The sequence below is a fragment of the Achromobacter spanius genome (assembly GCF_039673305.1).
GTDB lineage: Bacteria > Pseudomonadota > Gammaproteobacteria > Burkholderiales > Burkholderiaceae_B > Achromobacter > Achromobacter spanius_F.
In genome coordinates, this window is the sequence record NZ_JBDJLJ010000063.1 from 1 (window position 1) to 12,026 (window position 12,026).

Annotated in this window: 8 protein-coding genes; 5 read left to right on the forward strand and 3 right to left on the reverse strand. The window is 68.8% G+C overall.

The annotated features are described in order from the left end of the window. The coding region (locus tag ABE485_RS27240) for an anti-sigma factor family protein (RefSeq protein ID WP_346518373.1) at positions 1-407 on the forward strand (407 nt) is incomplete at its 5' end. A 48-nt stretch (positions 408-455) separates the two neighbouring features. On the opposite strand, the gene ABE485_RS27245 is transcribed toward ABE485_RS27240, so the two are convergent. The 3 genes from ABE485_RS27245 to atzF are packed head-to-tail and all read right to left on the reverse strand — an operon-like array spanning position 456 to position 6,679. Beyond that, the gene (locus ABE485_RS27245; protein ID WP_346518398.1) at positions 456-1,184 is read right to left on the reverse strand and encodes a GntR family transcriptional regulator; all 729 of its coding nucleotides are present in this window, start codon (positions 1,182-1,184) and stop codon (positions 456-458) included. Next, positions 1,181-4,819: an urea carboxylase gene (uca, locus tag ABE485_RS27250; RefSeq protein ID WP_346518374.1), complete on the reverse strand. Its 3,639-nt coding sequence runs from the start codon at positions 4,817-4,819 to the stop codon at positions 1,181-1,183. The genes ABE485_RS27245 and uca overlap by 4 nt, the downstream gene beginning before the upstream one ends. A gap of 27 nt (positions 4,820-4,846) precedes the next feature. After that, a complete protein-coding gene (gene atzF, locus ABE485_RS27255; protein ID WP_346518375.1) occupies positions 4,847-6,679 on the reverse strand; it encodes an allophanate hydrolase in 1,833 nt (610 codons plus the stop codon). Positions 6,680-7,151: 472 nt separating this feature from the next. Here atzF and urtA point away from each other — a divergent pair, with 472 nt between their 5' ends. From urtA to urtD, 4 genes are read left to right on the forward strand one after another with little or no spacing between them, the layout of a single operon-like run. Next, positions 7,152-8,405 (forward strand): urea ABC transporter substrate-binding protein, encoded by a 1,254-nt coding sequence (gene urtA, locus ABE485_RS27260; protein ID WP_346518376.1) that lies wholly within the window; start codon positions 7,152-7,154, stop codon positions 8,403-8,405. Positions 8,406-8,434: 29 nt separating this feature from the next. Then, positions 8,435-10,066, forward strand: coding sequence for an urea ABC transporter permease subunit UrtB (gene urtB / locus ABE485_RS27265; RefSeq protein ID WP_346518377.1), 1,632 nt, complete (start codon positions 8,435-8,437; stop codon positions 10,064-10,066). Continuing rightward, positions 10,063-11,190: an urea ABC transporter permease subunit UrtC gene (gene urtC, locus ABE485_RS27270; protein ID WP_346518378.1), complete on the forward strand. Its 1,128-nt coding sequence runs from the start codon at positions 10,063-10,065 to the stop codon at positions 11,188-11,190. Before urtB ends, urtC begins: the two co-directional genes overlap by 4 nt. Beyond that, positions 11,187-12,026, forward strand: a complete 840-nt coding sequence (gene urtD / locus ABE485_RS27275) for an urea ABC transporter ATP-binding protein UrtD (protein WP_346518379.1) — start codon at positions 11,187-11,189, stop codon at positions 12,024-12,026. Before urtC ends, urtD begins: the two co-directional genes overlap by 4 nt.

Here is a 12,026-nt window from a genome sequence, read left to right on the forward strand (position 1 = left end):
CCGCCATCGCCCACGCGGTGTACGCGCCCGACATGGGCCGGCCGGTGGAGGTCGGCGGCGACAACGAGAAGGCCCTGGTGACCTGGCTGACCAAGCGCATGGGCGCGCCGGTGCGCGCGCCGTCGCTGTCGCAAGCGGGCTACGAACTGATGGGCGGGCGCCTGCTGCCTGGCGGCGCGGGGCCGGTGGCCCAGTTCATGTACGGCGCGGCCGACGGCCAGCGCCTGACGCTGTATGTCACCCGCGAAGCGGCCGGCGGGCAGACCGCCTTCCAGTTCACGCAGGAAGGGCCGGTGCGGGTGTTCTATTGGGTCGAAGGCGAGTTCGGCTACGCGCTCTCGGGCGCCGTCAGCCGCGATGAACTGCAACGGGTGTCGCAAGAGGTCTACCGGCAGCTCCAGGGCTAGGGCTAGGGCTGGCGCCGGGTCCGCGACAAGATGCCGCGCGCGGGCAGCTCAGCCCGCGTTCTCCCGCGCCTCGTGCAGCATGTGCAGCGTGATCTTGCGCACCTCGGCCTTGCTCATGTCGATATGGGACCGCAGCATGCGCGACGCCTCGTCGGCGCGCCTTGCCAGCACCGCGCGCAGGATCGCGGCATGCTCGTCGTAGGTGGCGTCGACGCGGAAGTCCTTGGTGAAATCCAGCCGGCGCACGATGCGTATCTTTTCGGTCACGTCGCGGTGGATCTGCGCCATCTCCGGGTTGCCGGCGGCCGCCACCAGCGAGCAATGGAAGGCCTCGTCCAACTGTGCCACCAGCCGCCCGTCCAGGATGCGCTGCGGCGGCGGCACCAGCCACACGTCGGTGAGCGCGCCCAGGATGCCGGCCGGGTCCATGTGTTCGCGCGCGCACAGCTTTTCCACCGCCGCCTGTTCCAGCACCACGCGCACGTCGTACAGCGCCTCGAAGCGTTCGAAGTCGAACGGGCGCACCTGCCAGCCGCTGCGCGGCCGCGCCAGCACGAAGCCTTCGCGCTCCAGCCGGGCCAGGCCCAGCCGCACCGGCGTGCGGCTGACGCCCAGGCGCGCCACCAGGTCGGCCTCGGTGAAGCGCTCGCCGGGCAGCATCCGAAAGCCGAACAGGTCATCCTTGATGCGCTGGTAGACCTGGTCGGCCAGCGAGCCGGCCAACGCCGGCGCCTGGCGGATGGCCGGACCGGCCTGCACGGATTCCAGCCGCATCATCCGGTCACGGCGCACGTGGCGTCTTCGGCGATCACCACCAGCGGATCGCCGGCGTTCACGGGCTTGCCCGGCACGCAGCGGATCGCGGCCACCGTGCCCGAGGTCGGCGCGATGACGGACAGCTCCATCTTCATGGCCTCGACCACCACCAGCGTATCGCCGGCCGCCACGCTCTGCCCCACCTGGACCGGGATCTTCCAGATGTTGCCGCACATGTCGGCGCTGACCAGCCGCTCGCCTTCGCGCAAGGCGGTCTCGGGTTCGGGCTCGGCGGCGGGCGGTTCCGCCGCCACGTCCTCGGTCTTCCACAGCGCGACCTCGGCGTCGAAGGCCGTCTTCTGACGCGCCTGGAACGCGCCGATGCTGTCCGCCTGCTCGGCCAGGAAGCGCTGGTGCGCGGCGAAGTCGAACACTTCTTCTTCGATGCGGACCGTGGCGCGGCCCTGGCGGAAGTCCTCGCGCAGCACGTCCAGCTCGGCCTCCGTGACCGGGTAGAAGCGCACCTGGTCGAAGAAGCGCAGCAGCCACGGCTTGCCGTCCTGGAACACCGGGTTCTTCAGGAACTTGTTCCAGATGGGCAGCGTGCGGCCGACGAGCTGGTAGCCGCCGGGCGAATCCATGCCGTAGATGCACATGTACACGCCGCCGATGCCCACCGTGCCTTCGGCCGTGAAGGTGCGCGCCGGGTTGTACTTGGACGTCAGCAGGCGATGGCGCGGATCGATCGGCACCGCGCAGGGCGCGCCCAGGTAGACGTCGCCCAGGCCCATGATCAGGTAGCTGGCGTCGAACACGATGCGGCGCACCTCATCGCGGTCGTCCAGGCCGTTGATGCGCTGGATGAAGTCCACGTTGTTCGGCAGCCAGGGCGCGCTGGCGCGCACCGTCTCCTGGTAGCGCTGCACCGCGCCCAGCGTGGCGGAGTCCTCGAACGCCATGGGCAGGTAGACGACGCGCGTGGGCACCTTCAGCGTCGCGACGTCGGCAAGTCCGGCCTCGATCTCCAGCAGGCGCGCAATCAGCGCGCCCTGCAGGATGACGCGGCTGTCGTAGCGGATCTGCAGCGAGCGCACGCCGGGCGACAGCTCCAGCACGCCGGCGACCGGATCGGCCTTCAGCGCCTCCATCAGCAAGTGGATGCGCATGCGCAGCGCCAGGTCCAGCACGTTGTCGCCGTACTCCAGCAGCAGGTAGCCGTCGCCCGCCTGCCGGTACGAGACCGACGGCCGCGCCCCCTCGGCCGGCAGCGCCGCGACGATGGTCTCAGACACGGTGGCGGGCACGGGCGCCGGCTCGGTCGCCGCGGGCGCGGCCGCCGCCAGCTCGGCGATGCCGCGGTCCTGCGCGGCCTCCAGGGCCACGGCCTGCGGGTAGTCGATGCGCACGAAGCGGATGCGGTCGCCGGGCTTGACCTGCCCCACCTTCCACAATTCGGCGCGGGCGATGGTGACGGGGCACACGAAACCGCCCAGGCTGGGGCCGTCGCGCGTCAGGATCACGGGGCTGTCGCCGGTGAAGTTGATGCTGCCGACGGCGTATTCGCAATCGTGGATGTTGGACGGGTGCAGCCCGGCCTCGCCGCCGTTCTCGCGCGCCCAGGTGGGCTTGGGGCCGATCAGGCGCACGCCCAGGCGGTTGGAGTTGTAGTGGACCTCCCAGTCGGCCGCGAAGAACGCGTCGATGGCTTCGGGCTGGAAGAAATCCGGCGCGCCGTGCGGGCCGTACAGCACGCCGATTTCCCAGGCATTGCCGTATTCCGGGATCAGATCGGCCGGCGCGGCCTGCGGCGGCGCCACGGGCGGGGTCGCGTTGGCGCCAGGCAGTTCCGGGCGCACCACGGGCAGCATGTCGCCCACGCGCAGCGTGCGGCCGGCATGGCCGCCGAACTGGCCCAACGCGAACGTGGAACGGCTGCCCAGGTACAGCGGCACGTCCAGGCCGTTGCGCACGGCCAGATAGCTGCGGCACCCGGACAGCGCGCGGCCGGTGGCCAGGACCTGGCCCGAGCGCACCGCGATCGGCTGCCACATGGCGACGGGCTCGCCGTCCAGCGTGGCCGCGCAGGCCGCGCCCGTCAGCGCCACGACGGCGTCGCCATGGAAGCGCAGGGTCGGTCCGACCAGCGTGGTCTCGATGCCGGCCGCGTCCGGCGCGTTGCCGACGATGCGGTTGGCGATGCGGAACGCGTAGTCGTCCATGGGGCCGGACGGCGGCACGCCGATGTCCCAATAGCCGGCGCGGCCGGGATAGTCCTGCACGCTGGTGTAGGTGCCGGCCTCCAGCACCTCGATGGCGGCCGGCTGGTAGTCGAAGCTTTCCAGGAAACGCGTGGACAGCTTGCCGGCGCGAAAGCGCGCGTCCGCCACGATCTGGCGCAGGTAATCCAGGTTGGTGGATATGCCGTGCAGCCGCGTCCTGGCCAGCGCGTCGGACAGCTTGTCCAGCGCGGCCTCGCGGGTATCCGCGTGCACGATCAGCTTGGCCAGCATGGGGTCATAGAACGCGGGCACGTCCGTGCCCGTCTCGACCCAGCCGTCGACCCGCACTCCATCCGGGTACGACACCTCGGTCAGCACGCCGGGCGACGGCTGGAACTGGCGCAGCGGGTCTTCGGCGTAGAGGCGCACCTCGATCGATGCGCCTTGCGGCGCGCGCGACATGGCCGCGTAGTCCAGCGGTTCGCCGGCGGCCACGCGCAGCATGCATTCCACCAGGTCCAGCCCGGTCACGGCCTCGGTCACCGGATGTTCGACCTGCAGCCGCGTGTTGACCTCCAGGAAGTAGAAGCTGTGGCGCGCCGGATCGTAGATGAATTCCACCGTGCCGGCGGAACGGTAATTCACGGATTCGCCCAGCTTGACGGCGGCCTCGAGCAGCGCGGCCCGCGTGGCGGCCGGCAACAAGGGCGCCGGGGTTTCTTCGATGACCTTCTGGTTGCGGCGCTGCACCGAGCAATCGCGCTCGCCCAGCGCCAGCACGCGGCCGGCGCCGTCGCCGAAGATCTGCACCTCGACGTGGCGCGCGTTGTCCACATAGCGCTCGATGAACGCGCCGCCATCGCGGAAAAAGTGTTCGCCCATGCGCTGCACGCTGTCGAACGCCACCGTCAGCTCTGCTTCGTTCTCGCAGCGCGACAGGCCGATGCCGCCCCCGCCCGCCGTGCTCTTGAGCATCACCGGATAGCCGATGCGCTCGGCCTGCGACAGCGCCTCGCCCAGGCTGGACAGCAGCCCGGTCCCCGGCGTCATGGGCACGCCCGCCTCCGCGGCCAGCTCGCGCGAGCGGTGCTTCAGGCCGAATTCGCGGATCTGCAGCGGTGTGGGACCCACGAAGGCAATGCCAGCGGCTTCGCAGGCGTCCGCGAATTCGGCGCTCTCGGACAGGAATCCATAACCGGGATAGATGGCCTGCGCGCCGTGCTCGCGCGCGGCGGCCAGCAGCAGGTCCATGCGCAGATAGCTGTCGGCCGCCTTGTCGCCGCCCAGGGCGACGGCCACGTCGGCCTCGCGCACATGCGCGGCGTTGCGGTCCGGGTCGGAATAGACAGCCACGCTGCGGATGCCCAGGCGCTTGAGGGTGCGGATGGCGCGGACGGCGATCTCGCCGCGGTTTGCAATCAGAACGGTATCGAACACGATGCGTCTCCGTGGATTGAGGCGGGGTTAGCGGGTGGCGGCGTTGAGGCTGGCCAGATAGGCGCGCCAGCCACCGAAGGCGGTGATGTCCCGCGCGCCTTCCAGGCCGCGCGGCTCGCAGATGAAGCCCTTGACGAGGCGGCCGTCCGCCAGTTCCAGCGTGCCGATGCCCAGCGGCGCGGGGATCTCGGCCACGAAGGCGCCAAATGCCGTCACCGGCACGTCCCACAGCTCGACCTCGATGGCGGCGCCGCTGTCCGACTTCACCAGGCCCGGCTTGGGCGGCGTGGTGTTGGCCAGCGCATAGAGCCGGTAGTCGCCGGCCGTCGCCGTCTTTTCCACAAACGCCGCGTGGCGCGACGTCAGCTGATGATTGAGCGGCATGCCGGTCAGGTGCGCGCCCACGACCGCGACGCGCACGGTGTCGGCGGGCGGCGCGTTGTCGGCGGCCGCGGCCGGCAGCGGCGCGCCCGTGGCGCCCAGCGGCAGGCCGCGACGCGCCTGCCACTGCCTGCCGAACTGCGCCAGCGCACGATCCTGCCAGGCCAGGCCGATCAGCGTGATGCCGGACGGCAGGCCGTCGGCGCGCATGCCGGCCGGCACCGCCAGCGCGGACAGGTCGGCCAGGTTGGCGAAGTTGGTGTAAACCCCCAAGCGGGAATTGAGCGTGACTGGGTCGGCTTGCAGCTGCGCGATGGTGTAGATGGACGGCGAAGTGGGCACGACCAGCGCATCGAAGCCGTCCAGCGCGCGATGGATCTGGCGGGTCAGTTCGGCGCGCCGGTACTCGGCCTTGAACGCGTCCAGCGCGCTGTAGTTCGCGGCCTGTTCCACGATGCCGCGCACCACGGGGTTGATGGCGTCCGGCTGTTCCCGCCACAAGGCTTCTACGGCGGCGAAGCGCTCGGCCACCCAGGGCCCCTGGTACAGCAGCGCGGCCAGTTCATTGAACGGCGAAAAATCGACAGCCTCGACCTGCGCACCATCCGCCCGCAGCGCGCGCACGGCGTCGTCGAACACGGCGGCGGCCTGCGCATCGCCGAAGAATTCCAGCGTGGCGGGAATGACCAGCCGCGGCGCCTTGGGCCACGGCCGGGACGCGCCCGCCGGCATCGGACGCGAATAGGGATCGGCGTCGTCATAGCCGCCGGCAACCTGCGCCACCTTGTCGGCATCGTCCACCGTCAGCGCGAAGATCGACACGCAGTCCAGCGTGCGGCACGCCGGAACCACGCCCGCCGTGCTGAGCCAGCCCTTGGTGGGCTTCAAGCCCACGATGTTGTTGAAGCCCGCCGGCACGCGGCCCGAGCCCGCGGTGTCGGTGCCCAGCGAGAAGGCCGCGATGCCGCGCGCCACCACCGACGCGGAACCGGAACTGGAGCCGCCGCTGACGTAATCGGGATTGAACGTGTTGGCCACCGCGCCGTGCGGCGAGCGCGTGCCCACCAGGCCGGTGGCGAACTGGTCCAGGTTGGTCTTGCCGATCAGGATGGCGCCGGCCGCGCGCAGGCGCCGCACCACGGTCGCATCCTCGGCAGGGGTGTAGGCGAACTCGGGGCAGGCGGCGGTGGTGGGCCAGCCCGCCGCATCGATGTTGTCCTTGATGGCGAAGGGCACGCCGTACAGCGGCAGGCGCGAGACGTCGCCGCCCGCCGCAGCCAGCAGCAGGCGCAGGCCATCGAGCTGCTCGTCCAGCAGGGCGCGGTCGACGCGCCGTATCCAGGCGTTGTCCTCCGGGCTGCCGGCCGTGCCCGCGTAGCCGGCCAACAGCGCCTCGGGTTGCGCTCCGTCGCGGTAGGCGGCCTGCCAATGTGCGATCGTCCAACCGGCGGGGCTCTTCTGCGTTGCTGCGGCATTCATGCTGGAATCCTTTCTTGTATACAAGTACGGATTCCCAAGCAATCTGCGTGCCATGTTGGCCGCCCGCATCGGCTTCCCTATGGACGCCCGCGCCCCGGCCCGCAAAGCGCCGCCGCGAGTCCGGCGCACGCCGCGCCAGCCGCACCGCAAGCGGGCGCGGCGCGCACCTGTTTTGTGCATGCGGCACCGTTTTGATCCGCCGCGCGCCGACGTGCCCGCGCCGGCCGCATCCGCGTAAACACCCCCTTTTCATACAGCGGTCCCTCGCCGTTCAAGCACTTGGCATGCCTTTTGCTTTTGAGTCCATGTCCGAAGCGAAATCCTTGCTGGCCGCCCGTCTTTTTCCGGCCGGAGCACGGCGCGTTCGGGTTGCGGCCGCACCGCGCGCAATGCGGCGGACGCAATGACGTTGTCGGGTGTTGTTCAGATCGTTCTCGCCGGCCAGACCGGCACATTCCATCCAGGAGTCACCATGAAACGCAGACTAGCCCTTAAGCAACTGACCGCCGTGAGCCTGTTGGCCATGTCCGGATGGATGCCGCAGGTATTCGCCGCCGAAGACACCATCAAGGTCGGCATCCTGCATTCCCTCTCGGGCACCATGGCCATCTCGGAGACGTCGCTCAAGGACGTGGCCCTGATGACCATCGATGAAATCAACGCCAACGGCGGCGTGATGGGCAAGAAGCTCGAAGCCGTGATCGTCGATCCCGCTTCGAACTGGCCGCTGTTCGCCGAGAAATCCCGCCAGCTGCTGTCGCAGGACAAGGTGGCCGTGGTCTTCGGCTGCTGGACCTCGGTGTCGCGCAAGTCCGTGCTGCCGGTGTTCAAGGAACTGAACGGCCTGCTCTTCTACCCGGTGCAATACGAAGGCGAAGAGCTGGAGAAGAACGTGTTCTACACGGGCGCCGCACCCAACCAGCAGGCCATTCCCGCGGTCGAATACCTGATGAGCGAAGACGGCGGCGGCGCCAAGCGCTTCGTGCTGCTGGGCACCGACTACGTCTATCCCCGAACCACCAACAAGATCCTGCGCGCCTTCCTGCATTCCAAGGGCGTGAAGGACAGCGACATCGACGAGGTCTACACCCCGTTCGGCCATTCCGACTACCAGACCATCGTGGCCAACATCAAGAAGTTCGCCACGGGCGGCAAGACGGCCGTCATCTCCACCATCAACGGCGATTCCAACGTGCCCTTCTACAAAGAACTGGGCAACGCGGGCCTGAAGGCCACCGATGTGCCGGTCGTGGCGTTCTCGGTGGGCGAAGAGGAACTGCGCGGCGTGGACACCAAGCCGCTGGTGGGCCACCTGGCCGCCTGGAACTACTTCCAGTCCGTGAAGAACCCGGTCAACGAGGAATTCATCAAGAAGTGGAAGGCCTACGCCAAGGCCAAGAACCTGCCCAACGCCAGCACGGTCGTGACCAACGATCCGATGGAAGCCACCTACATCGGCATCCACATGTGGAAGCAGGCCGTCGAACAGGCCAAGACCACGGACGTGGACAAGGTGATCGCCAGCATGGGCGGCCAGAAGTTCAACGCGCCCGACGGCTACACCATCGAGATGGACAAGACCAACCACCACCTGCACAAGCCCGTCTACATCGGCGAAATCAAGGCGGACGGCCAGTTCAACGTGGTGTGGAAGAGCAAGGGTCCGATCCGCGCCCAACCCTGGAGCCCGTTCATCCCGGGCAACGAAGGCAAGCAAGGCCTGTAGTTTCACCACACCCCAAGGAAAGGGCAGCCATGCGCATCGCGGCAATCGCACATTTCTTGCGTCGTTTTCTCCTGGCATGGCTGCTCGCCGTGCCTGCGCTGGCCGCCCCGGCGGCCGCCGCCGGCATCGACCAGTCCCTGCTTGCGCCGCTGGCCGGCGACGACACGGACGCCAGGCTGCAAGCGATTGCCGCGCTGGGCCAGCTGCCCGATCCGGGCGCTGCCGCGGTGCTGCAGGCGCTGGGCAACGACCAGCTCTACGCCACATCCGACGGCCGCGTGCTGGTCGGCATAGACAGCTCGCGCGCCACCGATCCGTCCACCGGCGCGGCCGTGGACCTGCCCGCGGACGCGGGCACAGTCTCCATCAACAACCGCCTGCGCCGCGCCATCGAGGCCGCGCTGGCGGGGTCGCGCCTCTTTTCCGACAACCCCAACGAACGCCTGGACGCGGCCCGCCGGCTGCAGCAGACGGGCGATCCCGCGCGCCTGCCCATGCTGGACAAGGCCCTGGCGTCGGAAAAGAACGAGGCCGTGCGCGGCGCGCTGCGCATCGCGCAGGCCAACCTGGAATTGAAGAGCGAGGACCCGGCCAAGCGCCGCCACGCGGTGGAAGTGCTGGGCGACACGAAGAACGCCGCCTTCCGCCCCACGCTGGCCGCGCTGACGCAGGAACGCGACGGCGTCCACGCCGAACCCGACGCCGGCGTGCGCGAGGCCGCCGTCAACGCGCTCAAGCAGATCGACCGGCACCTGGCCACGATCGAATGGGCCGGCAATCTTTTCTACGGCGTAAGCCTGGGCAGCGTGCTGCTGCTGGCCGCGCTGGGCCTGGCCATCACGTTCGGCCTGATGGGCGTCATCAACATGGCGCATGGCGAACTGCTGATGATCGGCGCCTACGTGACCTATGTGGTCCAGACGCTGTTCCGCTCGTGGTTGCCGGGCTGGCTGGACTGGTATGTGGTGGCCGCCCTGCCCCTGGCCTTCGTCGTGACCGCGCTGGTGGGCATGGCGCTGGAACGCACCGTGATCCGCTGGCTGTATGGACGCCCGCTGGAAACGCTGCTGGCCACCTGGGGCATCAGCCTGATGCTGATGCAGGGCGTGCGTTCGCTGTTCGGCGCGCAGAACGTGGAAGTGGGCAACCCCAGCTGGATGTCCGGCGGCTTTACCGTGCTGGGCGGGCTGGTGCTCACGTACAACCGGCTCGTCATCATCGGCTTTGCCTTCTTCGTGGTGTTCCTGGTGTGGGCGCTGCTGAACCACACGCGGCTGGGCCTGTTCGTGCGCGCCATCACGCAGAACCGCCGCATGGCCGATTGCGTGGGCGTGCCCACCGGCCGCGTCGACATGCTGGCCTTCGGGCTGGGGTCCGGCATCGCCGGGCTGGCCGGCGTGGCGCTGTCCCAGCTGGGCAACGTGGGCCCGGACCTGGGCCGCGGCTACATCGTCGATTCGTTCATGGTGGTGGTGCTGGGCGGCGTGGGCCAGCTGGCCGGCACCGTCATTGCCGCGCTGGGCCTGGGCGGCGTCAACAAATTCCTGGAGCCTTACGCGGGAGCCGTCATGGCCAAGATCACCATCCTGGTGCTCATCGTGCTGTTCGTCCAAAAGCGGCCGCAAGGCCTGTTCGCCCCGCGCGGCCGGAGCGTCGAATGAAACAGACCGCGCTGACCGACCTGAACCTGCTGGCCCGCCGCCCCCTGTTCTCGGGCCGCGTGTGGACGGCGCTGGCCGCGGGTGTCGCCCTGCTGGCCCTGCTGCCCCTGCTGAACCTGGTGTTTCCGCCCGGCCATGCGCTGCATGTGTCGGCCTATGCCGTGGCCCTGCTGGGCAAGTTCATGTGCTACGCCATGGCCGCGCTGGCGCTGGACCTGGTGTGGGGCTATGCGGGCATCCTGTCCCTGGGGCACGGGTTGTTCTTCGCGCTGGGCGGCTATGCGCACGGCATGTACCTGATGCGCGCCATCGGCCGCGACGGCGTGTACCAGAGCGACCTGCCCGACTTCATGGTGTTCCTGGACTGGAAGAGCTACCCCTGGTATTGGTCCTTCACGGAGCACTTCTGGTACGCCATGCTGCTGGTGGTGCTGGTGCCCGGCGTCCTGGCCTTCGTGTTCGGCTACTTCGCCTTCCGCTCGCGCATCAAGGGCGTGTACTTCTCGATCATCACGCAGGCGCTGACGTTCGCCGCCATGCTGCTGTTCTTCCGCAACGACACGGGCTTTGGCGGCAACAACGGCTTCACCGACTTCAAGCGCATCCTGGGCTTTGACATCACCGCGCCGGGCACCCGCGCCGCGCTGTACTGGATCACGCTGGCGGCGCTGGCCGGCGCGCTGATCCTGGCCCGCATGGTCACGCAGAGCAAACTGGGACGCGTGCTGACCGCCGTGCGCGACGCCGAGAGCCGGCTGCGCTTCATCGGCTATGACCCGCTGGGCTTCAAGCTCTTCGTATGGACGCTGTCGGCCGTGCTGTGCGGCATCGCGGGCGCGCTGTACGTGCCGCAGGTCGGCATCATCAATCCCGGTGAAATGTCCACCGAGAACTCCATCGAGATGGTGATCTGGGTGGCCACCGGCGGGCGCGGCACGCTGATCGGCCCGATCATCGGGGCCGGCGCCGTCAATGGCCTGAAGACCTGGTTCACGAGCGTGCTGCCCGAATACTGGCTGTACGCGCTGGGCCTGATCTTCGTGCTGGTGACCCTGTTCCTGCCCACCGGCATCGTCGGCCTTGCCCGCCGAATCTCAGCCCGCATCCAGGAGAAGAAGGCATGACCAGCACGCACACCGAATCGGCCATGCTGGACGGCGGCCCCAGCGGCGAAGCCGGCTATGGCCGCGTCAGCCCCAAGGGCCTGGACACCAGCCACGGCGCCATCCTGTACCTGGAAGGCATCACGGTCAGCTTCGACGGATTCAAGGCCCTGAACGACCTGACGCTGGACATCGGCGTGGGGGAACTGCGCTGCGTGATCGGCCCCAACGGCGCGGGCAAGACCACGATGATGGACGTGATCACCGGCAAGACCCGGCCCACGTCCGGCACCGCCTACTTCGGCCAGAGCATCGACCTGACCACGCTGAACGAGGCGCAGATCGCGCATGCCGGCATCGGCCGCAAGTTCCAGCGCCCCACGGTGTTCGAACAGCACACGGTGTTCGAAAACCTGGAGCTGGCGATGAAGACCGACAAGCGCGTGCGGCCCACGCTGTTCTCGCGCCTGTCCAGCGAAGAGGCCGACCGGATCGGCGAGACCCTGGATCTGATCCGGCTGCGGCCCGAGGTCTGGCGGCCGGCCGGCCTGCTGTCGCATGGCCAGAAGCAGTGGCTGGAGATCGGCATGCTGCTGATGCAGGAGCCGCAGCTCTTGCTGCTGGACGAGCCCGTGGCCGGCATGACCGACGCCGAAACCGAACGCACGGGCGAACTGCTGAATGAACTGCGTGGACGCCATTCGCTGATGGTGGTGGAGCACGACATGGACTTCGTCAACCAGATCGCGGGCGACGGCAAGGTCACCGTGCTGCACGAAGGGTCGGTGCTGGCCGAAGGGCCGATGAGCCGCGTGCAGGCCGACCCGCGCGTGATCGAAGTCTATCTGGGGCGATGA

Excerpts from the sequence above, each read along its gene's own strand:
- ABE485_RS27245 (WP_346518398.1), bottom strand. The coding sequence starts at position 1,184 with ATGATGCGGCTGGAATCCGTGCAGGCCGGTCCGGCCATCCGCCAGGCG.
- atzF (WP_346518375.1), bottom strand. The coding sequence starts at position 6,679 with ATGAATGCCGCAGCAACGCAGAAGAGCCCCGCCGGTTGGACGATCGCA.
- urtA (WP_346518376.1), top strand. The coding sequence starts at position 7,152 with ATGAAACGCAGACTAGCCCTTAAGCAACTGACCGCCGTGAGCCTGTTG.
- urtB (WP_346518377.1), top strand. The coding sequence starts at position 8,435 with ATGCGCATCGCGGCAATCGCACATTTCTTGCGTCGTTTTCTCCTGGCA.
- urtC (WP_346518378.1), top strand. The coding sequence starts at position 10,063 with ATGAAACAGACCGCGCTGACCGACCTGAACCTGCTGGCCCGCCGCCCC.
- urtD (WP_346518379.1), top strand. The coding sequence starts at position 11,187 with ATGACCAGCACGCACACCGAATCGGCCATGCTGGACGGCGGCCCCAGC.